This window comes from Olsenella uli DSM 7084 (assembly GCF_000143845.1).
Lineage (GTDB): Bacteria > Actinomycetota > Coriobacteriia > Coriobacteriales > Atopobiaceae > Olsenella > Olsenella uli.
Genome location: NC_014363.1, coordinates 273,198 through 294,112, shown reverse-complemented (window position 1 = coordinate 294,112; position 20,915 = coordinate 273,198). Strand labels below are relative to the sequence as shown.

The 20,915-nt window shown below is 62.9% G+C and carries 24 protein-coding genes and 1 pseudogene; 8 read left to right on the top strand and 17 right to left on the bottom strand.

Translation table 11 applies throughout. The features are described 5' to 3' along the window. Positions 1-85: 85 nt before the first annotated feature. Positions 86-424, bottom strand: a complete 339-nt coding sequence (locus OLSU_RS01285; RefSeq protein WP_013251132.1) for a winged helix-turn-helix transcriptional regulator — start codon at positions 422-424, stop codon at positions 86-88. Positions 425-672: 248 nt separating this feature from the next. On the opposite strand from OLSU_RS01285, the gene OLSU_RS01280 reads away from it, so the two are divergent. Both OLSU_RS01280 and OLSU_RS01275 read left to right on the top strand, forming a co-directional pair. Beyond that, positions 673-1,542: an SIR2 family NAD-dependent protein deacylase gene (locus OLSU_RS01280; RefSeq protein ID WP_013251131.1), complete on the top strand. Its 870-nt coding sequence runs from the start codon at positions 673-675 to the stop codon at positions 1,540-1,542. A gap of 1 nt (position 1,543) precedes the next feature. Continuing rightward, a complete protein-coding gene (locus OLSU_RS01275; protein WP_013251130.1) occupies positions 1,544-2,347 on the top strand; it encodes a protein-ADP-ribose hydrolase in 804 nt (267 codons plus the stop codon). A 100-nt stretch (positions 2,348-2,447) separates the two neighbouring features. On the opposite strand, the gene OLSU_RS01270 is transcribed toward OLSU_RS01275, so the two are convergent. The 6 genes from OLSU_RS01270 to OLSU_RS01245 all read right to left on the bottom strand — a co-directional run bounded on the left by OLSU_RS01270 (position 2,448) and on the right by OLSU_RS01245 (position 7,918). Further along, positions 2,448-3,578: a DUF1648 domain-containing protein gene (locus tag OLSU_RS01270; RefSeq protein ID WP_041548777.1), complete on the bottom strand. Its 1,131-nt coding sequence runs from the start codon at positions 3,576-3,578 to the stop codon at positions 2,448-2,450. Then, a complete protein-coding gene (locus OLSU_RS01265; protein ID WP_013251128.1) occupies positions 3,575-3,997 on the bottom strand; it encodes a GntR family transcriptional regulator in 423 nt (140 codons plus the stop codon). Before OLSU_RS01265 ends, OLSU_RS01270 begins: the two co-directional genes overlap by 4 nt. A gap of 64 nt (positions 3,998-4,061) precedes the next feature. After that, positions 4,062-5,678, bottom strand: coding sequence for a hypothetical protein (locus OLSU_RS01260; RefSeq protein WP_013251127.1), 1,617 nt, complete (start codon positions 5,676-5,678; stop codon positions 4,062-4,064). Next, positions 5,671-6,426, bottom strand: a complete 756-nt coding sequence (locus tag OLSU_RS01255) for an ABC transporter ATP-binding protein (protein ID WP_013251126.1) — start codon at positions 6,424-6,426, stop codon at positions 5,671-5,673. Before OLSU_RS01255 ends, OLSU_RS01260 begins: the two co-directional genes overlap by 8 nt. A gap of 79 nt (positions 6,427-6,505) precedes the next feature. Then, complete coding sequence (locus OLSU_RS01250; RefSeq protein WP_013251125.1) at positions 6,506-7,540, bottom strand: ATP-binding protein; 1,035 nt, start codon at positions 7,538-7,540, stop codon at positions 6,506-6,508. A gap of 93 nt (positions 7,541-7,633) precedes the next feature. After that, positions 7,634-7,918, bottom strand: coding sequence for a hypothetical protein (locus tag OLSU_RS01245; protein WP_049765131.1), 285 nt, complete (start codon positions 7,916-7,918; stop codon positions 7,634-7,636). Between the two features lie 20 nt (positions 7,919-7,938). Between OLSU_RS01245 and OLSU_RS09825 the strand changes: the two genes are divergently transcribed. Beyond that, positions 7,939-8,067 (top strand): hypothetical protein, encoded by a 129-nt coding sequence (locus tag OLSU_RS09825; RefSeq protein WP_269083699.1) that lies wholly within the window; start codon positions 7,939-7,941, stop codon positions 8,065-8,067. Positions 8,068-8,291: 224 nt separating this feature from the next. On the opposite strand, the gene gpmA is transcribed toward OLSU_RS09825, so the two are convergent. Then, positions 8,292-9,056 (bottom strand): 2,3-diphosphoglycerate-dependent phosphoglycerate mutase, encoded by a 765-nt coding sequence (gene gpmA, locus OLSU_RS01240; RefSeq protein WP_013251124.1) that lies wholly within the window; start codon positions 9,054-9,056, stop codon positions 8,292-8,294. Positions 9,057-9,452: 396 nt separating this feature from the next. On the opposite strand from gpmA, the gene OLSU_RS01235 reads away from it, so the two are divergent. The 4 genes from OLSU_RS01235 to OLSU_RS01220 all read left to right on the top strand — a co-directional run bounded on the left by OLSU_RS01235 (position 9,453) and on the right by OLSU_RS01220 (position 13,464). Then, the gene (locus OLSU_RS01235; RefSeq protein WP_148219088.1) at positions 9,453-10,343 is read left to right on the top strand and encodes a metal ABC transporter substrate-binding protein; all 891 of its coding nucleotides are present in this window, start codon (positions 9,453-9,455) and stop codon (positions 10,341-10,343) included. After that, a complete protein-coding gene (locus tag OLSU_RS01230) occupies positions 10,340-11,137 on the top strand; it encodes a metal ABC transporter ATP-binding protein (RefSeq protein ID WP_013251122.1) in 798 nt (265 codons plus the stop codon). Before OLSU_RS01235 ends, OLSU_RS01230 begins: the two co-directional genes overlap by 4 nt. Then, on the top strand, positions 11,137-12,033 hold the full coding sequence (locus OLSU_RS01225; RefSeq protein WP_013251121.1) for a metal ABC transporter permease: 897 nt from the start codon (positions 11,137-11,139) through the stop codon (positions 12,031-12,033). Before OLSU_RS01230 ends, OLSU_RS01225 begins: the two co-directional genes overlap by 1 nt. Positions 12,034-12,189: 156 nt before the next feature. Continuing rightward, on the top strand, positions 12,190-13,464 hold the full coding sequence (locus tag OLSU_RS01220) for a DUF1254 domain-containing protein (RefSeq protein WP_013251120.1): 1,275 nt from the start codon (positions 12,190-12,192) through the stop codon (positions 13,462-13,464). A gap of 400 nt (positions 13,465-13,864) precedes the next feature. Here OLSU_RS01220 and OLSU_RS01215 read toward each other — a convergent pair whose 3' ends face one another. The 4 genes from OLSU_RS01215 to OLSU_RS01200 form a co-directional block, all read right to left on the bottom strand. Next, entirely contained in the window at positions 13,865-14,737 is an 873-nt protein-coding gene (locus OLSU_RS01215; RefSeq protein WP_049765130.1) for a hypothetical protein, read from the bottom strand. A gap of 115 nt (positions 14,738-14,852) precedes the next feature. Continuing rightward, positions 14,853-15,155 carry a GrpB family protein gene (locus OLSU_RS01210; protein WP_013251118.1) on the bottom strand — a complete coding sequence of 101 codons (303 nt, stop codon included), beginning with the start codon at positions 15,153-15,155 and terminating at the stop codon, positions 14,853-14,855. A 127-nt stretch (positions 15,156-15,282) separates the two neighbouring features. Further along, positions 15,283-15,627, bottom strand: coding sequence for a type II toxin-antitoxin system PemK/MazF family toxin (locus tag OLSU_RS01205; protein ID WP_013251117.1), 345 nt, complete (start codon positions 15,625-15,627; stop codon positions 15,283-15,285). Further along, complete coding sequence (locus tag OLSU_RS01200) at positions 15,617-15,895, bottom strand: type II toxin-antitoxin system RelB/DinJ family antitoxin (protein WP_013251116.1); 279 nt, start codon at positions 15,893-15,895, stop codon at positions 15,617-15,619. Before OLSU_RS01200 ends, OLSU_RS01205 begins: the two co-directional genes overlap by 11 nt. Before the next feature lie 273 nt (positions 15,896-16,168). Here OLSU_RS01200 and OLSU_RS09875 point away from each other — a divergent pair. After that, positions 16,169-16,471, top strand: a pseudogene (locus tag OLSU_RS09875) (helix-turn-helix transcriptional regulator); the annotation flags it as partial. Between the two features lie 360 nt (positions 16,472-16,831). Here the strand turns inward: OLSU_RS09875 and OLSU_RS09745 are convergent. From OLSU_RS09745 to OLSU_RS01175, 5 genes are all read right to left on the bottom strand, one after another. Continuing rightward, complete coding sequence (locus OLSU_RS09745; protein ID WP_148219030.1) at positions 16,832-17,824, bottom strand: hypothetical protein; 993 nt, start codon at positions 17,822-17,824, stop codon at positions 16,832-16,834. 8 nt (positions 17,825-17,832) lie between these two features. Beyond that, the gene (locus tag OLSU_RS01185; RefSeq protein ID WP_013251114.1) at positions 17,833-19,458 is read right to left on the bottom strand and encodes a DUF4474 domain-containing protein; all 1,626 of its coding nucleotides are present in this window, start codon (positions 19,456-19,458) and stop codon (positions 17,833-17,835) included. Then, positions 19,455-19,694 (bottom strand): hypothetical protein, encoded by a 240-nt coding sequence (locus tag OLSU_RS01180; RefSeq protein ID WP_041548767.1) that lies wholly within the window; start codon positions 19,692-19,694, stop codon positions 19,455-19,457. The genes OLSU_RS01185 and OLSU_RS01180 overlap by 4 nt, the downstream gene beginning before the upstream one ends. Continuing rightward, positions 19,676-19,846, bottom strand: coding sequence for a hypothetical protein (locus OLSU_RS09575; RefSeq protein WP_013251112.1), 171 nt, complete (start codon positions 19,844-19,846; stop codon positions 19,676-19,678). The genes OLSU_RS01180 and OLSU_RS09575 overlap by 19 nt, the downstream gene beginning before the upstream one ends. A 412-nt stretch (positions 19,847-20,258) precedes the next feature. Next, positions 20,259-20,906, bottom strand: a complete 648-nt coding sequence (locus OLSU_RS01175) for a class I SAM-dependent methyltransferase (protein WP_013251111.1) — start codon at positions 20,904-20,906, stop codon at positions 20,259-20,261. Between the last annotated feature and the right edge of the window lie 9 nt (positions 20,907-20,915).

The following is a 20,915-nucleotide window of genomic DNA, read 5'->3' as shown; positions in this document are numbered from 1 at the left end:
ACGCGTCACGAGCTCGTTGTAGATGACGTTCTCCATGAGGTGCGTCTCCTCCTGCTGCCTAAAGCCCAGCCCTACGTTGCAACAGCTACTCTTTCCGCAGCCGCTCCCTGTAGCTTTCGCCCCATTGCCTCAGGGCGTCAAGCACGGGCGCGAGCGTCTGACCAAGTTCGGTGAGGGAATACTCCACGCGCGGTGGCACCTCCGCAAAGACCTCCCGATGAACGAGGCCCGATCCTTCCATCGCGCGGAGGTTCGAGGTGAGGACCTTCTGCGAGATCCTGCCGATGGAGCGTTGTAGCTCCTTGAAGCGCATGGTGCCGTTCACGGTGAGGTCGCGCAGGATCAGGACTTGCCACTTGCTCCCGATGAGGGTGAGGGTGGTTTCCACCGGGCATGCTGGCAGGTCCTCGAGTCTTGTTCCCATGAGGCATCCAAATCATGAATCGCAGTTGAACACATTAGTTTCCGTAAGGTACCTACTGCACTTCGTAGTGCCTACTTTCCTAAAAACATCAGTCAGCTTATCGTATGTCCCGTCAACACACAAGTGCCGGAATCCACCACAGCGGTGGAGGAAACCGCAGCATCCAAGGGGTCTGGGATTGTCGAGGCCAACTGCGGGGCCACGTCTGCCTGCACGCGACGGCATCTCGCTCCCCTAAGGAGGACCCTATGACAGAAAAGACGCCTTCAAGGAACGTCACCCGACTCGTCGAGGCCATCGCGAGCGCCGATGCGGTCGTAGTGGGAGCGGGAGCGGGGATGTCGACCGCCGCAGGCCTCACGTACTCCGGCGAGCGCTTCGAGCGACTCTTCCCTGATTTCATCGAAAGGTACGGTTTCGCCGACATGTACTCGGCGGGCTTCTATCCCTACCCCACACCCGAGGAGCACTGGGCGTACTGGAGCCGCTACGTCTGGTGCAACCGCTACGAGGCCGCACCCAAGGACACATACGGCAAGCTCCTGCGCCTGCTCGGGGGCAAGGACCTCTTCGTGCTCACCACCAACGTCGACCACCAGTTCCAGCTCGCCGGCATCCCCAAGGAGCGCCTGTTCTACACGCAGGGCGACTTTGGCCTCTGGCAGTGCAGCGTGCCCTGCCACGACAAGACCTATGACAACTTCGGGACGGTCAGGCGCATGGTCGTCGAACAGCAGGGCATGAGGGTACCGAGCGAACTCGTGCCCCACTGCCCCGTGTGCGGCAGGCCCATGGCCATGAACCTGCGCGCCGACTCCACGTTCGTGGAAGATACCGGCTGGCATGCCGCCGCCACACGATACCGGGAGTTCCTGCACGCCCACGAACGGGGCAGGGTGGTCTATCTCGAGCTCGGTGTGGGGATGAACACGCCTGTCATCGTCAAATACCCGTTCTGGAGGCGTACGTACGCAAACCCGGATGCGACGTACGTCTGCGCAAACTACGGGGAGACGTACGCCCCTGATGAAATCCGCGGCCGCTCTATACTGCTAGACGCGGACATCGATGCCACATTGAGCGCAGCCCTTGAGGCACAACGCGGCAAGGAGGTTTGACATGGAGCGGGAACACAAGCGCCATCTGCTGAAAGAGCTGGTCTTCGGCCTGTACGCCGAGGGTGGCACCGAACCTGCCTCCGCCAGGAGAAGGGTCACGAGCCTGCAGACGTCCGAGGAGCTCTGGAACGAGTTTCGCGCGCTGGTGAACACCAGGCCTCCCATTCCCGCCGGGGACGGGTGGCTTGCCCTGCAGGACGAGCTGCTCGAAGGGCTGATATCCGAGACAGGCATAGCCTCGATCGATGACGCCAGGACGAGCTCCGTCGATCCTCGCATGCGGCTGTGGCGCGGCGACATCACCACGCTTGCCGCCGATGCCATCGTCAACGCTGCCAACAGCCAGATGCTCGGCTGCTGGATCCCGGGCCACCACTGCATCGACAACGCCATCCACACCTTCGCGGGCGTGCAGCTGCGCCTGGAGTGCGCACGCATCATGGCAGAGCAGGGCCATGAGGAGCCCACCGGCCAGGCGAAGCTCACGGGCGCCTACAACCTACCGGCCGCACGCGTCATCCACACCGTCGGTCCCATCGCGAACGGCCACCCTAGCGATCTGCAGCGCAGGCAGCTCGCCTCGTGCTATCGCAGCTGCCTCGACCTTGCCGCCGGGCATGGCCTGAGGTCCATCGCCCTCTGCTGCATCAGCACCGGCGAGTTCGCCTTCCCGCAGCAAGGGGCCGCCGAGATCGCCGTGCAAACCGTGCAAGCATGGCTCGACAGGCATGGTGCCGAAATGGCCGTCGTCTTCAACGTATTCACCGACGTGGACGAGACCGCCTATCGAAAGCTGCTTACATAGACAAGGACGAGGGAGCCAGCTGGCGATGGATGGCTGGAGCACGATCGTTACGCCCGGAGTGGGAGCTTGCCCTACGAAGACCAGCCATGGTTCCCTTTGGTTACCCTGCCAGGTTGGCCACGAGCACGACGAAGGCCACGGTGAGGACGACAGCTCCCACGACAATCGCCCAGGCACTCGGTCGTGCGAGGTTCAGGGTCCAGCCGACGCCGAAGCGCTTGGGCAGGAAGACGCTCGCGTCCCCTGGGTTGAAGTAGAGCACGCCGAGCTTCCAGTGCTCGTCGTCATCTGCCAGGAGCCCGTCGTCGTCCCGCATCCTCCCGAACACGCGCGAGCCCGCCTGGCCATAGACGACCGAGAGCACCACGCCACCTATGACAAGGGGGACGCAGAGCATCATGATGACAAGCCCCGCCTGCCCAAGCCCGATGAGCCCCGCCGATGAGAGCAGGAACAGGAGTCCGGAGCCCCCACTCAGGAGCACCCCCGTGACAAGCAGGAGCGCGCTCTGCGCGCGGGCGAAGAGCCCGTATGCCAGGGCGGACGTGGCGGGCGCGCCAGGGTCGGCCGGACGCTTCGAACGCAGGATCGTCCAGTGGGCAAAGACGAGGCACGCCGCCATGAACGCCTCGAAGGCGATGGGAAACCCGATGGCGCTGCCGAGCGTCTTCGGCACGTAGCGACTGACGTTCCCCGCGAAGTCGGCATGCATCGGCAACTGCTCGGGCATGCCGGGATAGAGCACGAGCCCCAGGCAGGCCGTCCCCAGGATGACAGGGACGTAGACGAGATCCCATGCGAGGGGAATCGCACCCGGCAAATCCTTCTCGGCGACGCTGGCGACCGCCTGATGGCTCCTCACCCCCCAGCCCTCGGAGAGCTTGAGCGCGCTCACCTTGCAACGGTTACGCAGCATGAGCACGAACGACATGACCACAGGGACGAACAGGGCGGCACACATGAGCACCGTACCGATCACATCCTGGCCAGAGACCATCAGCACACCGGCCGCCAGGGAAGCGACGGTCGCCGCCGCCGCCAGGGCGAGCATCACCATGGCATAGCGCCTCTTGAGGGCGACGAGGCGTGGGTCCCTCTGGGCGGAGGCGGGCACCGTCACGGCAAAGCACTCGTTGCGGCGCATGAGATACGGGGTGAAGGCGAGCAGGAGGCCGACGACGAGCGTCAGCAACGCCAGCATGCCAATAGTGGCGACAGCGATCACGATCATGCCTCCTCAGGCGAAGACTCTGTGGCAAACTCTGCGAACACGCGACTGGCCTGGGTGCGCGCGGCCTCCAGGAACGTCTCCTCGGCCCCGCCCTGGGCACGGTGCTCCAAGGCAAGCTGGCGGAGACCTGTCGCGAGCCGCTCCGAGTTTGCCGCCATGCGTTCGGGCGTCGCGGTCTGTCCGAAGTCCGCCACGACCGCCCCTGAGCGGCCGCGCATGAGGAGGTACCCCTCGTCCCTCAGCACGGCATACGCCTTGTTCACGGTATGGAGGTTCACGCCGAGGTCGCCCGCGAGCGTACGCACGCTGGGGAGCCGATCGGCGACAGAGAGCTCCCCCCGTGCGATGGCCGCCACGATCTGGTCGCGGATCTGCTGGTAGACGGGTGTCTGGTCCGTCTGGTCAATGCGGAGGATCACCGCTGGCCCCCTACGTGTTAGGTCCCACCTGCCCTGGCATGACTATACCGCTCGCGCCCGCCCCTCACCGGTCCTGGAGCGGGATGTGCACCGCGGCCCTCGCGACAAGCGCGGACGCCGTGAGGACCACCAGTGCGACGGCCACGCCCGCCGCAGTGCCTACACCACCTGTGAGCGACGTCGCCGCAAACCCGGCGAACGTCGCAAGGAAGCCCACGCCGACGCAGATGCCAACGCTCGCCGAGCGCTTGACCGGCTCGTATTCGCTCGTCCAGTCGTAGTTGGGACGCCGCGCGTCCAGGAGGGCGCCCAGGCACGAGGACAGGGCCCCCATCGCCAGCGGGGCGATGACGCACAGGATGGCATCGAGCGGTGTCCTCGCGACCCCCACGGCGGCAATCGCCCCGGCAATCACGGAAACAGGTCCCGTGACGAGCAGGCTCAGTGCCAGCTTGGCACCGACTATCGTGGAGGAGGGCACCGGCGCGGTCTGCGCGATCCAACGTGCGCTCCCCTCGAGCGAGGTCGATGCGGCGGTGAGCGACGTCATCGCCATGCAGAACGCCAGAGCCCAGGAGAGCACCTCCGCCATCAGGGTGGCGACCGTGTCTCGGCCCGCCCCCGGAATGTTCATCGCAGACGCGATGGCATCGGGTCCGACCGCGGTCGTCGCGATGGCGATGACAAGGGCGAGAATGGGACCGGGTGCGGTGTTCATGAGGTATATCGGAGTCCCAAGCCACAGCCTGAACTCCTTGCGGACCAGCGCGACCAGGGGGCCTCGGGGGGCGCCCGCCCTCGTGGGCGCACTCCCCGCCTTACGCAGGCCCCCGGCACAGAGCAAGGAGTTCATGGGTACCAGAAAGCGCGAAAGCACCGCGACCACGGCAACGCCGGACGCCGTCGAGACGCCCACGTACAGCGCGAGCGCGGGCATGCTCCCCCCTATCGCGTCCGCCGCCCATGCGGAGGGTGGCCACAACGCCGACACGGCCCCTCTCATCTGCCCGCCCATCACGGCAAGGGCATCGAGGCCCCCTTGGCCGGACGTGCCCGCGCCTCCCGTGACGAGCATGACCCCCACCACGATGGCGACCATGGCAAGCACACCGACGATGCCGAGCGCACGGTCGGCAAAGGGCGTGCGCGACGCCGCCCAGGCCACACAGAACGAGACGACGAGGGCGAGCGCCATGGGGACTGCCGGAGCCAATAGCAGGGCCAGGACGGAGACGACGAGGCCTGCAGGTGTGACGCCAACCGCAAGCAGGTACGCAGACACGAGCGGCGCACCCAGGACGAGAGAGCACGCAAGGCCCATGCTGTAGAGCGGGGCGACACGCGAGACGACCACGGCCCACAGGGGCGTGGGCATAGAGACGACAAGGTCGAAGTCCCTGAACCTGAACAGGAGCCCGTTCGCCTTGACGAACGTGGAGAACACGCAACCCACACCTACCGTCGTAACGGCGAGGCAGGGCAGCGCCCCCGCAGCACCAATCAAGACGAGCGTCTGCCCGACCATCCACATGTATACCACGGTATACACGACGAGCAGGCCGATGCCCACGGCGGCGAGCACGAGCCTCCTCCGTGCCTTGGGATCGCGCTCGTTCATCAGACGGCCCACACCGAACGCACCGAGCGCCTGGACCCTGAGCAGAGGCGCGAAGCTAGCCATTGCGCGCCTCCCTCGCGAGCTCGAGGAACACCTGCTCGAGGCTCTCGTCCCCACGGACCTCATCGGTCGTTCCCAAACGGATGATATTGCCCTGGCGAATGATCGCGATCGTGTCGCAGAGCCTCTCCACGGTGTCGAGCACGTGGCTCGAGAGGAAGATGGCGCTGCCGCGCGACGTGAGTTCGTACATCATGGCGCGCAGCTCGTATGCCGCCTCGGGGTCGAGCCCGACGAAGGGCTCGTCGAGCACGAGCAGCCGTGGCTTGTGAAGGAAGGCTCCAATCAAAACGAGCTTCTGCCTCATGCCGTGCGAATACGCGGAGACCATCTCGCCAAGCCTGTCTTCCATCCCCAAGTGCTTGGCGAAGCCGTCTATGCGCCGTACCCGCTCATCGGAACCAACGCAGAACAGGTCCGCCACGTAGTCGAGGTATTGCATGCCTGTGAGAAAGCCATAGACGTCCGGGTTGTCGGGCACGTAGGCGCACACCCGCTTGCAGGCGACGGGATCCGTGCGGACCGATTTCCCGCAGATCCGGATGTCGCCCTCATCGAAGGAGAGGGCACCCACGATGGAGCGGATGAGCGTCGTCTTGCCCGCACCGTTGTGCCCCACAAAGCCGAAGATGCTCCCCGGGAGGACCGAGAGCGCTACATCTTCCACGACCCTCTTTTTCCCGTAGCTCTTGGAGTAGCCCTCGACGGCGAGAATCGGGCTGATCGACTGGCGCATGCCGCCTGCGACCATTGCATGGCCTCCTCTGGAGTTGTCCCCGCCGGACGGCCTGATTCTATCATATCTGTACTAGTATAGATAGAACAAAAACCTAGAAGTCAACCTCAAGCTGGGTACGGCACACCTTGCCATCCTTGCCCCTGACGCCCGTGGGCACAACTCCGACATCGACACCAAAGCCTCGACCCCTCAACTCGTTGTAGATGACGTTCTCCATGATATGGAAGCCCTCCATCTGTCGGAAGTTCATGCGCGCGTTGCGCAGCCCCAGGTCCGAGAAGTAGAGTTTGAATGGGGTGCCGATATACCTCCGGCCCTTCAGGTCGTAGCGCTTCGCACGGCTCACAAGAAACGCGTCCTCTAAATGCGATAGGTAGCGATCAACGGTCTCGGGGGCAATCGTCGTGTTCTTTTCGCTCCTGAAAGTCGCCGAAATCTTGGAGGGGTTCACGAGCGACCCGATTGCCGAGGACAGTTCTATAAGCTCCTCAAGGTTTCCCGTGTCGCGAATGCCATTGCGCTCGACAATATCGCGAATGTAGAGCACGTCATAGAGAGAGGACAGATAATCGGCCTTCTCTTGGGTCATCTTCTTGGAAAGCACCGCAGGAAGCCCGCCATACGTGGCATATTCGGCGTAGCCGTCGTGTTTGTCGCCACCATATGCACTCATGAATTCCGAGAAGCTCAATGGTGCCATCGCTATCTCCTGGCCACGTCCCCTAAACTCGGTCACCACGTCCTTGGACAGCAGCCGCGCGTTGCTACCCGTCACGTACACGTCAACGTCAGGCATGGCAATGAGGTCCATAAGAACCTCAGGGAAGCTGTCGAGCAGCTGCACCTCATCCAGAAGCACGTAACGTTTCCCGCTTGTCTTACCGAGCTCCCCCGTCACATGGGAATAGAAGGTCTCGGTGTCTCGATATCTTCTGTTGCTGAACCGATCGAACGCCATCTCGATGATGTTGGTCTTGGGGATACCCCGCTTGAGCAGGTAATCCTTGAACAGGTTGAATACCAGAAACGACTTGCCGCAGCGCCTGATGCCCGTAACGACCTTGACCTGATCCGACCCCATTCCAGAGATGAGCTTCTGCATGTAGCTGGGACGACTTATGATCATGACAACCTCATCTGAAATTTATGAACACTGTTGCGGAAATTTCAGATTGAAGCCGAAGATTCCCTGCATGTCCACGGCGCACGTAGGCACGGTCTAGTGTACTGGCAGGTGTCCGAGGTCGATGCCGATGTGGCCGATGCCAAGGATGACGGCAGAGATGACCGCCACCGGTGATTGGCACCAGACGCCCAGGAGGCCAAACGCGGCCACAGGCAGAGACGCCAGGGGCACGGGAATGGGGCCGAGGGACGCGTACATACCGGCGAGCTTCTCCCCTCCCCTGAAGTAGCGGACCCAGGCAAGCTCGTACAGGAGCATGACTGCGTCCGAGATCTGCGCCATGGCCGTAGGCACGATGCGCACCTCGTGCTCATGCATCGAGGATGCTCATTCCTCATTTGGGAGAATGCGGCCGAGGCTTCGGTTCCCTCATCCTCCCCGGCTTCGCGCAGAACCCCCAGAAGCACCCCGCGGAGCTGCTCGTCGGTCATCGCGCCCGCATCGACCGACCGTCGGACCTCTGGTAGCGCGACCCTGAAGGGGATGCTACCCGTGAGCGACACCTGTCGCAGGAACTGCGGGGCCTGTCGTTCGAATGACAGGCCCCGCAGAACTCGATGGCTATCGAGCAGCCATGAGGACGTCCTCGACGTCCTCGACGTGCAGCTCCATGAATGCGCCAGCATGGTCGCCGTCAAGACGGCACTGCCCCAAAACGACGTCGAGAGGAGCGGCGTTTCGAGAAAAACGGCTACTTCTTGACTTTTCCTTGGTTGGCAACGGCGTTGATCTTTGCCTCGATGGTGGCCGGATCGCCGATGTAGTGCTTGTCGACAACGTTCCAGTCCTTATCAAAGGTGTAGGAGCACGGGATGCCGGTCGGGATGTTGACCTCAAGGATCTCTTCCGGAGTGAGGTGCTCGAACTGCATGACGAGGGCGCGGAGGCTGTTGCCGTGGGCCGCAATGAGAACGCGCTTGCCGGCTTCCATCTGAGGCTTGATCTCGGACTCGAAGTAGGGCCATGCGCGAGCGATGGTGTCTTTCAGGCACTCGGTGTAGGGCAGGTCCCCCTTGGGAACATCGCGGAACATCTCCTGCACGTGAGGGTCACGCTCGTCGCCGGGTTCGAGGGCTGGCGGCTGGACGTCAAAGGAGCGACGCCAGATCTTGACCTGGGCTTCGCCATGCTCCGCCGCTGCGTCAGCCTTGTTGAGGCCCTGAAGAGCGCCGTAGTGACGCTCGTTCAGACGCCAGGTCTTGTGAACGGGCAGCCAGTTGCGATCGAGCTCATCGAGCACATGGTTGAGCGTGTGGATCGCACGCTTCAGGAGGGACGTGTAGCACACGTCGAAATCGTAGCCGGCCTCATGGAGGGCCTTGCCGCCGGCAATTGCCTCCTCGTGGCCGGTCTCGGTGAGGTCAACGTCGGTCCAGCCGGTGAAGAGGTTGAGCTTGTTCCATTCGGACTCGCCGTGACGCACGATAACAAGGTGCATGTACTTGTCTTCTGCCATGAGGGTATCCCTTCTCTAGGAGTCCGCGCGACACCGCGTCGCCTCGCCGCCCACCGAACTATGTGTGGGTGGCTCTCTACATATTAGTATGTGGCCACACTCTCTGCCAGTTGCTTCAACCGGAGCAGGAGTCATGGGAGAGGTTGCCGATGCCAGGTATGGACGGGCTCACTTTATCTAACTAAAAGTTTACCTAGACTAACTTATGGGATAAGATGGTAGGGAATGAAGATGGATATCGGACAGAAAGGTCCTGGCATGCCTATGATCTCCAAGCACACGTCCCCGATCACCTCCGGTCGATCTGGCCTTACCCCGCCTGCCCTCTACACGCGCCGCAGTGCCCTCGGTCTGTTCGCAGGGGCTGCACTCGTCGGGCTCGGTGCCTGCTCGAAAATGGGAGCGAAGACGGGCTCCATGGATGAGGGGGCCTCCTCCGATGCGGACTCGAAGCCGTTTGTTCTGACCACCTTCACCGTCACCCGCGATATCGCGGCAAATGTGGCCGGCGATTTCCTCGACGTCCGTTCCATCACCAAGGCCGGTGCCGAGATCCATGATTACGAGCCGACTCCCGAGGACATCAAGCAGGCCGAGGGGGCAGCGCTCATCCTGAACAACGGCCTGGGGCTTGAACGCTGGTTCGAGCGCTTCGCCACCGATTCGCATGCCGAGCGCGTCGATCTGAGCAAAGGGGTCGATCCCATCTCCATCTCAGAGGGCGACTTCGCTGGGGAGGCGAACCCGCATGCGTGGATGTCCCCGAAAAACGGGCAGATCTACGTCGACAACATGGTTGCCGCATTCAGCAGGCTCGACCCAGACCACGCCTCCGACTACGAGAGCAACGGCAAGTCCTACAAGGAGAGTCTCGAGAAGATTTCCTCCGAGCTCATCCAGCGCCTCGATGAGCTTCCCACGGACCAGCGTACGCTTGTGACCTGCGAGGGGGCTTTTTCCTATCTCTGCCGTGACGCAAACCTGGACGAGATCTACCTGTGGCCCGTCAACTCCGCGGAAGAGGGGACGCCACAGCAGATCGCGAAGGTGGTGCAGGCGGTCAGAGACAAGAGCATCCCGGCCGTCTTTTGCGAGTCGACTGTCAGCCCCAAGGCGATGCGGCAGGTAGCCGACGAGACTGGCGCCTCTTTGAGAGCGGATGCCGAGCACATGCTCTACGTCGACTCGCTTTCCGATGGGGACGGCCCAGTACCCACCTATCTCGAGCTGCTCTCTCACGATGCCAAGGTCATCGTCGAGGGCCTGACGGGAAAGGAGTCGAAATGAGCGTCAGCGACGTCGCATGCCCTGATATCTCCGCCGGCCTCTCGGTAAGTGGCCTCTCGGCGTGGTACGGAAGCTCCCAGGTGCTCCACGACGTGTCCTTCACCCTTTCGCGCGGAGATCTGTGCGCGCTTGTCGGCGTCAACGGAGCGGGGAAGTCGACCCTGTTCAAGGCCATCATGGGCATGGTGCACTCCCAGGGCATCTGCTCGTTTGCGGGCGAGGGCCTGCCTGTTGCGCGCAAGGCGGGACTCGTGGGCTACGTTCCCCAGTCGGAGGACATCGACGTGATGTTCCCGCTGCGCGTCCGCGACGTCGTCATGATGGGACGCTATTGCCACCTTGGCTTCACGCGCCGCCCCTCGAAGCATGATCGGGACACCGTAGAGGACGCGCTCGGGCGTGTAGGGCTCTCCGATCTCGCCGACCGTCCCCTCTCCCAGCTTTCTGGTGGACAGCGCAAACGGGTGTTCGTCGCACGGGGCATCGCCCAGCAGGCCAGGCTCATGCTGCTCGACGAACCGTTCGCCGGCGTGGACAAGCGCTCGGAGGGCATCATCTGCGACCTACTCGCCAGCTTGGCCTCCGAGGGCGCGATCATCCTGGTCGCCATCCACGACCTGCGCATGGCACGCGAGTTCTTCGATCGCTGCCTGGCGATTGACGGCACCATCATCGCGCAGGGATCCGCAAAGGAGGTCCTCGGCGACCGCAACCTGCTTGAATCCTTCGGCCTATCGGAGGCCGGCATCGGCACCGCGGCACACATGGTTCCAATAGAGACGGGAGCTGCGTGATGGGCGGTATCGAGTTCGAGATACTCCAGTACGCGTTCATGCAGCGTGCGCTGGCCACCGGCGTCGTCACGGCACTCGTGTGCGGGGTCATTAGCTGTTGGATAACGCATATGGGCTGGTCGCTCATGGGCGATGCCATCTCGCACGCCATACTCCCCGGCGTCGTCCTAGCGCACATCGTGGGCATTCCATACGTGGTCGGGGCGCTTGCGTTCGCGCTTGTCACCGTAGCGTTAGTGGGGCAGGTGAAGAAAAGCCGTGTCATCAAACCCGATACTGCCATCGGCATCGTGTTCACCGCATTCTTTGCGCTGGGAACCGTGCTCATCTCCAAGGTGCCTAGCCAGATCAATCTCTCCCACATCCTGTTCGGCAACCTTCTGGGCGTGACGGTGGCTGATATGCAGCAGGTGCTCTTCGTCGGGATGCCGATCCTTGCCATACTCCTGCTGAAGCGGCGCGACCTGACGCTTATCGCGTTCGATTCGTCGCATGCCCAGGCGATGGGCATTCCCGTGCGCTTCCTTTCGGGGCTCCTCCTCGTGGCGCTTGCCCTGGCCATCATCATCTCGCTGCAGGCCGTCGGTGTCATCCTCTCGGTGTCGCTGCTGATCGTGCCCGGCGCGACCGCCCGTCTGATAAGCGACGACATGAAGCACATGCTCTGGATATCGCCGCTGGTGGCAATGATCAGCGTATTGGCGGGCATCGTCTTGAGCTACCTTTTCGATGCGTCATCCGGCGGGATGATCGGCCTGGTGCTCGGGGTTGCGTTCGGCATCGTCTACCTGTTCGGGCCACATGGAGCGGCATGGCAGGCTCAGGGTGGTACCGGGCTATCGCAAAAGGGGGCACGCTCCTCATCCACCCCCGCCCACGACAGCTCGACAGGCTGAGGCGCACGGGTTGCGATGCCCGCCTGTACGAGCCAAGTGATGCCCGAACATTACATGGGCATTTGCCATGACGAGCAGAAATCAGGAAAATACCGACAAGCTCATCACAGTTGAAGCTGCCGATCAAGATGTTCCATACAGGGAAAGGAGAAGAACGTGTGGGAAACCATCGAAGCGGCTTACATCTATGCATTTCCCCTGGTGCTGATGGACGCGACACGCGCTTCCGCAACGAATACGGAGGGAGCCGTACCCGGCAAAGCGCCCGTGAATCAGTTCATGCACGGTGCAGCGCTGGCCAACGCGCAGTTCAAAAATGTAGTAAGCCCCAATGTGGATACCGTCTATTCACAGGTGTGGTACGACCTGAGCGAAGAGCCAATCGTCTATGTGCTTCCGGAAACAGACCGCTTCTGCAAGGTGCAGGTGCTTGACGCATGGACGAACACCGCTGCCGTCCTTGATCGGGCCGGAACCTATGCCATCACGCTCTCTACCTGGAGCGGCGACCTACCGGATGATGTGACCCGCATCGACGTCCCCACCGCCATGGCATGGTCCATCACCAGGACGGTGCTTTCCGGCGAGGCGGACCTCCCGAACGTGCATGCCGTTCAGGCGAAGATGCTCCTCAGGCCGCTTTCCGCCTACCTGGGAGGAGGGGCATATCGGCCCCCGAAGGGGAGCTATCGGGAAGAGAACGACTACGTTCCCATAGACAAGGTCCTTTCTCTGGATCCCGTCACGTTCTTCAAAAAGGCGAATGCGCTGATGGAGAAGAATCCGCCGTTCGCCACCGACGCGGAAATGCTGGAAAAGCTCGCAGCAGTCCATGTGGGTCCCGGTATGGAATTCGACGCATCTGTTCTGACCGGAGACATTCAGGCAAGCTGGCGGAAGATGTTGAAGGGCCTCCGGCCGAAGCTCGCGGCAGAGGGCATGAGGTTTTCGAACCAGCTGGGGCAGTGGAGTTATTTCGGCGCGCCGATCGGAGATTTCGGTACGGAATACGCCTACCGTGCGCTGGTGGCGATCGCGGGGCTTGGGGCAAATACCGTGGAGGTCGCGCTGTATCCCAGGACGGAGAAGGATGCTGACGGGAACGTCCTGACAGGAGAGAAGTCCTATATGCTCCACTTCGAAGGCTATCCTCAGGTCCTTGACGGCGGCTTCTGGTCGATCACCGCATACGGCGACGATGATTTCCTGATCGACAATCCAATCGACCGCTACTGCATCAATGACCGTTCCGGCCTGAGGGTGAGTGCCGATGGCTCTGTGGATGTGATCCTTTCGAAGGACGCGCCGGCGGATGCGACGAACTGGCTCCCGATCGGCGACGGCGGCTTCCATCTGTATATGCGCATCTATACGCCGGATATGGATGCGATCAAGACCTGGACCGCGCCGGTCATCACGGCGATCGACTAAACGGAAGGCTATTTTCGTAAGAAGGCAGATGTGTAAGCAGCGACTTTGACCGCCAGGTCGAGCGCCCCCGCGCTTCGGTACCTCATGCGCTCCTTTCCTCTCCAAGGGCTCCCGAGTCCTCCAGCAGGCCCTGGTGGCTCCTATGATGCATGTGAGAGAATTCTTTTTTTCAGCCTCTTTCACATCCCCCGTGCGCAGAACCCGTCTTCCGCCACGCGCTCCCGTCGCATCATCGCGATGGTCAACCCCGGCTTCCACCCCCACGCTCTGCGACGAGCTCGCCATAGCGCGCGATCTTGGCATCCAGACGACCGAGGATCTCCTGCCAGGGCGCCATGGGCCCGGGCGGGCTGGAGCGGGGCCGCGATCGACGGGTCCGTGGGGCCGCCCCAGGCGGTGCTCACGGCATCACGGGGTGCCCGTCGTACCAGGTAATCTGCGGGTGCTTGACGTAGCCCGGGTCCCCGGCGTCCCCCGTGCCGTCCCAGGTCTCGGAGCCGTCCCTGTAGACCACGTCCGGCCACATCAGCTCGAGGATGCGGTCGACGGACGGGGGCTCGGGGTCGCGGCCCCGGACCTCGTTCTGCGTCGAGTCGAGGATGTAGAGTTGCGCGGAGTACGGGTCGTAGCCCTCCAGCCCCGCGTACACGTACATGCGCTGGCCGAGCCCCCATATCCCCTCGAGGCACTCGTGGATCGTACCCGCCCATTCGCCCTCCGTGCCGTCCGCGGGCATCATGAGCGTCACGTCCACGCGCGGGTGGGTGAAGCCGTTGTTCACGTAGGCGTCCAGCTCGTCGGGCCGCCAGTCGCGGTCGCCCACGTAGGGCTCCGCCATCTGCACGCTGTAGCCCGCGAGGCCGGAGAGCCCCCGCACGACCTCCAGGAACGGCCCCTCCATCTGGTCCTTGAAGAGGTATTGGGTGTAGTCGTCCTCGAGGACGTCCAACAGCCTGCCGGTCTCCCGGTCCGTCGAGACGTCGCAGCCGAAGACCTTCCCCGGATCGGAGTCCGGCCTGGCGCAGAGCTCGTAGGTCAGGTCCGTGTCGTCGGGCATGTAAGATGTTATTTCCGTCCCCTCCGCCTGCGAGAACCCCTCCCCGTAGCGCTCACCGAGCGCCTGGAGCGCGTAGGCGAGCGCGTCCTCCCCGCTCGATATCGTGACGTCGGGCACCTCTTCCTCCCTCCCTCTCAGCAGGCCGCAGCCCGCGAGGCCGAGGGCTCCCCCGGCGAGCGCCAGGGACGCGGCGAGCAGGCCCCTCCTCGTCATCATCGGCAACCTCACTTCGACCAGGTGACGGTGAGCCCGTCGCCATCTTCCTCAACGCTAATGCCGTCCCCCGCGAGGGCGTTTCTCACCGCATCCCGCAGGCCTTCGTCTTCAAAGTTTAAAGTTGCTGCAACAGACAAATCACCCTTCTTGTAGCCGGGCTTCGGCCTACCGTCATGACGCCTCGGAACAATCTTGCTATTTCGACGAGGATGTCAACGATGTCCTTCGCCCATATCCCGGGAATCGCCGTGCTTCCCACGTGGCTGATCACCTTCACGGGGCACTCGGACAGAACATGCCGCAGCCGGGCCTCCATCTCGTCGTAGCGCGAGTCCCATGCGTCCTTATGCTCGACGAGGAATGTGGGAAACAGCTCCCAGAGCTCCTCCAGCGTCATCTTGGACAGCTCTTTTTCCATGCCTCGACCTTTCTCTCTCCGTCGAGGGAAGTCGCACTGTGCTTTCGAGTACAACGTTGGGCCCCCCTCTCGTCTCTCGAAGCGTCGCCTCCATCGGAGATTCACCGTCGCCACCGCCGGCGATTATTCAGCCCTCGGCGATTTCGGCAAGGATCCTGGTTATCGCCTGGATGTCGGCGCCGTCGAGACGACCGATGCGCCCTGCGGTACCCAGGTAGTCAGCAGGAATCTGGGCGATCCTGTCCGCTCTAGCGATGGAGGGCTTCTCGAGCCCTGCAGCCTGCCATCCGCTGATGAAATGGTCGTGCTCCAGATGCAGCCTGTTCGTGGCGGACGTGACCATCATGACGATGGAGCCGTCCTCCGCAACGTCCACGACGATCACTGGCCTGTACTTGTAGCCCTTGCCCTCGGAGAAATCGAACCGTGCGTGCCATATCTCCCAAGGCCGGGGAACTCCGCTACTCGTCATCGTCGTCCCACTCGGCTGGCAGGACGGCGATGCCGTCAGGGTTCAGCTCAGCATGGTACGCCTTGGCGGAAAGCGCCTCGTAGGACGGCTTCTCGACACGGAGATCGAACGGCAGGCCACCCACTTCGATGGACTTGATGAGGAACATGTTTATGGCATCGGAAAGGCTCAGGCCCCAGCGTGAGTAGACGTTCATAGCGTCTTTCTTCACCTGATCGGTCGTCCTGGTCTTTATCTCCGCCTTGCGCGGCATGGTCGCTGTCGTCATGATTTCCTCCTAAATTAATATACCCATAATGTACCCATAGTGGGTACTTTTATCAAGTGCTGTACCTTTATAAAATATTGTGCAAAACTCAAGGGCCCGCGGGTTCCGATAAAAATTGGATACGAAGCGGCGTTTCAAGGCTGCTCCGGGGAAGGGTGATGGAGATCGAACCCATTGCCCGCGATATCACCTCTACCCCCCCTGCGATTCGTACGGAACGGCTCGGGACAGCGGAGGCCGACGCGCGTACAGTCCTTATCGAGGAGGTGGGAGATGGACATCATGGAGGACTTCAACCGGACGGTGGACCACATAGATGCGAGCTTGGGCGAGAGCGCGGATGATAGGGAGATACGTCGCCTATCGGGATACTCCCGCGCGATGTTCAGCAGGGTCCTCTCCATCTTTACGGGGATGACGCTGTCGGAGTACATCTGCGGACGCAGGCTGGCGGAAGCCGCATTCGACCTGCGCTCGTCCGGCAAGCGGGTCATCGACGTGGCACTGCGCCACGGCTTCGGTTCGCCGGACTCGTTCGCTGCGGCATCCAAGGAGTTCCATGGCCGCACCCCCTCCGAGGTGAGGGACGGGAGGCCCTTTCGGGCCATGTCCAAACTGCGGCTGGCGCTCAGCGTCAGGGGAGGAGAAGAGATGAAGGTCAGCATCCAGAGAAAGCCCACCTTCACGGTGGCGGGTCTCATACGGGAGGCCATCGAGAGCTCGGAGTGCCCGGAGACAAATCAACTACCTGGTGTGCACCGGACTTCGAGGCATATGGCCCCGGAGACATGCATGCAGACGGCTACGAGATGGAGCTGTGGGCGCCCATCGAGAGAACATAGGGGCTGGAGCATGAGGCGAGCCACGCCTCTGACGCAACCTGTCGCCACGGCCTCGCGATCGCTCCGCGTCAAACCTTCCCCTCCCCCAGCCTATTCATATAAATTGGGGATGGCCTACACAGCAAGCAGCGCTCTCCTGCCAGAGCGCTATAAATCCGAAGGGATGGAGCGTAGTCACAATCGACGGGTCCGTGGGGCCGCCCCAGGCGGTGCTCACGGCATCACGGGGTGCCCGTCGTACCAGGTAATCTGCGGGTGCTTGACGTAGCCCGGGTCCCCCGGCGTCCCCCGTGCCGTCCCAGGTCTCGGAGCCGTCCCTGTAGACCACGTCCGGCCACATCAGCTCGAGGATGCGGTCGACGGACGGGGGCTCGGGGTCGCGGCCCCGGACCTCGTTCTGCGTCGAGTCGAGGATGTAGAGTTGCGCGGAGTACGGGTCGTAGCCCTCCAGCCCCGCGTACACGTACATGCGCTGGCCGAGCCCCCATATCCCCTCGAGGCACTCGTGGATCGTACCCGCCCATTCGCCCTCCGTGCCGTCCGCGGGCATCATGAGCGTCACGTCCACGCGCGGGTGGGTGAAGCCGTTGTTCACGTAGGCGTCCAGCTCGTCGGGCCGCCAGTCGCGGTCGCCCACGTAGGGCTCCGCCATCTGCACGCTGTAGCCCGCGAGGCCGGAGAGCCCCCGCACGACCTCCAGGAACGGCCCCTCCATCTGGCCCTTGAAGAGGTACTGGGTGTAGTCCTCCATGAGGGCGTACGCCAGCTTCCCAGTTTCCTTCTCGGTCGAGACCCCGCAGCCGAAGACCTTCCCCGGATCGGAGTCCGGCCTGGCACAGAGCTCGTACATGAGCCTCCCCGTGTAGTCCGGCTCGTAGGAGGTCACCTCCGTCCCCTCCGCCTGCGAGAACCCCTCCCCGTAGCGCTCACCGAGCGCCTGGAGCGCGTAGGCGAGCGCGTCCTCCCCGCTCGATACCGTGACGTCGGGCACCTCTTCCTCCCTCCTGAGCAGGCCGCAGCCCGCGAGGCCGAGGGCTCCCCCGGCGAGCGCCAGGGACGCGGCGAGCAGGCCCCTCCTCGTCATCATCGGCAACCTCACTTCGACCAGGTGACAACAAGCTTGTCACCTTTCTCTGTAACATTAACGCCATCTTCCATGAGAGCATTCATTGCTGCCTCTTGCAGACCCTCGTCCTCGAAGACTAGTGACGCTTCTACCGAGGTATCTTGCTTCTTATAACCAGGCTTTATGCTACCATCATCATATCTTGGAACAATCTTGCTATCGAAAGTCCAGTTCCCCTTTCCAGCCTCTCGATCAACATGATCTGCTCCACCTGTGTTCACCGTGATATGGATGTTCGGCACATCGCTCCCCTCCGCCGACTCATACGTCGTGAAGATGCTCTTGGTCTGCCGCGCGCTGAGTACGTCCAGGTTGTCCCTGATCTCCTGCGACGTCATGGCCAGGTACTCGTCACTGGGGGACGTCGGGGCATCACGCGTGTAGACGGCGACCTCCCCGCCATAGGCAACGCCCGCGCCGTACGTGCCGTCCCAGGTCTGGATGCGATACTCCTTGCCGCCATAGGCGAACGTCGTGATGTCGGTGTCGAGGTCCATTCCCAGAAACGGCCCAAAGAACTCGATCCAGTCCCCGAAGCCGCTCTTGTGCTGGATGCTCGTCCGCATGTCCTTGCCATAGAAGATGCCGTCGTCGGTCGTAAACGCAAGGTATTGGGTCAGCGGGTTCTCATCGTTGCCATCAACCATATTTGAGAAGTCCTCGATGTGCGAGATGATGTCCTGCACGCTAAACTGTCCAGCCAAAGCGCCTATTGCGCTCTGCATGGCAGAGCTCTCCCTCGACAGCATCTGCGGACCATCCTTTATGGCCAGGTAGAGCAGGACATAGCGCTCGTCGGCGGTGAGACGCCCGATCTCCGCGGGCGCGCCATCCCCAAGGAGGCTCTGCCTGACGATGTCTAGAAGCTCACCGAGGCGTGCTTCCATGCCAGGGCGCACGCCCGTGATGTTGCCGTCATCGTCCAGCGTGAAGTAGCGTTCGAGCACCGCACGGTTATGACGACGCTGCCACCCCTCATCGAGCTGAGGCACCCACGACAGGTCGAGCCCCGATATGTCAAACGCACCCGTCACAGGGTCGCGGCCCACGGACGCCAGGGCGTCCTGCTGGCGTTGGAGGGAGCCTGCGTATGCCGAGCTCGCGGCATAGATGCTGCCGTCACCCAGGTACTCCAGCGCAAGGTCGAGGCGTCTCTGCAGCTCGTCGGCCTGGCCCATGACCATGTCCGCAAACCCCCTGAGCCCGTCGGCGAGTAGCGGCACGGCGGCCGGTAGGCTATCCGCCTGCCCGTACAGGGTGTTCGCCCAGAACCTTCGCTGGGCCACCGAATCCGCAAGCGCATCGGTGTCGACCACGGGACCAAGCGGCAGGAGCTTCTCGCCCACCTGCCCCATGTCAGCGTATACGTCCTTCACGAAGGCAAGCAGGAAGTCGTCCTGCAGGACTATGGCGGGCATCCTCACCTGAGTTAGGTAGTCACGCATGCTCCGGTAGGCGGCAGACTCGCCTGCGGAGGTGTCGTCTATGACCTCCTGCAGGGCCGACGTCTGAAGGCTCGCCTCATCACAGGCACCGTTTGCCGCCAGTGAGTTGTTTCTCAGGTCAATCATGAGAGCGCCCACGTTTGACCTCATCGCCACTCACCGCTTTCCTCATCCGCCTTGCGCACGGCGCGCATGTAGGACTCCTCCTCCGCATCCATGCGACTTCTGACTGAGCGCAGCTCATGCTCCAAGCTCTCCTGCGTCTCTTCCTCTGCATGGCCAAGACGCTGGAATCCCTGCAAAATCTCATCGGACATCTGCCGAATCAGCGTGTTGCCCTCCGGAAACGCGGCAGCGTCTGCCGCCTCTATCGCGCCCGCAGCCATGCGCTGTCGCATTGCGCCGGCGGCGTGCCGTCGGAGTCCTCCGCACAACTCGAGAACTTGGCGTCACCGTACGAGCCAACGCTGGTCTCCAAGCCCACTGCGTCGGCAAGGGTCTGCGCAACGTTCGAGACTATCGAACCCACATCGGCCATGGCCTCTCCCCGGCATCGGATGTGCGCGACGCACGCCGTTCAATCAATTGAGCTGTAGCGCTTAGAAGTCAGGTTAGCATATCGGACGACCCGTCGAACAGAGAGTCCGCCGGGTCGAAGCCCAGCTTCCTGCAGAGGACCATGACCCTCTTCTGGATCGGCACGGTCCGTCAGCTCCCGTCGGACATCCCGGAGGCCTCGACCCTCCTAACGCCTCGAAGAGCGCGCTGTTCTCGAGATGGGCGACACTCTCCCTCGGGGTGATCGCGTGCGACCGTCGCGGGCCAGCGCGTCGTCGCTGCGGGATCGGCCGGCTCCCTCCTGTGAGCCAGGCTGACCATCGAGGAGCTCGGGCTGTGCTCCCGAGAGGAAAGCTAGGCCACGGAACGGAGCCCGAAACAGGACGCAGGCCCTAGGGTTGCACGGCAAGGGGCTTCGTCCACTCGAGGGAGTAGCGCCAGTAAAGACGCCTCCTGACAAGTGCGCCGGGGAGTCGCTCGCCCGCAACGGCGCGAATCTCGTCCAGGGACTCACAGGGCCGGGCAACCCTCATCCCCCGGTAGGTACCCTCGCGGTGGAGCCATCCGGACACCCTCGCGGAGACGACCATGAGAGCGGAGAGCAGCCAGTCTGCAATGGTCTTGTTCGCTGACAGTCCGACGACGAGCAGCCTGCCGCCGGGCCGCAGCAGCTCCGCCATCCGAACGAGCGCCGTCTCGAGCGGCATGTGGTGCAGGCACGCGACGCAGGTTATGGTATCGAATTCCTCCGGGGCAAAATCCTGGGCAGCCATGAAATCGCCGCAGATGACGGTGCCGCTGCCTGCGACCCTGCCGGCGGCCGTCCGCGCGGTGGCGGGGTCCGCCTCCACCCCCACGACGTGCCTGCAGACTCCGGCCAGAAGCTCCAGGAGCGCCCCATCCCCGCAACCCACGTCGAGGGCAACTCCGCCCCTCAGTGCGGCGTCCGAGACCAGCTCGGAGTAGTACGCGGAGTTGTGGTTCCAGCGGCAGCCGGCACTCGCCGTCCGCCTCGATGATATGTGCGCTCGCCCGCCCATGCCTCCTCG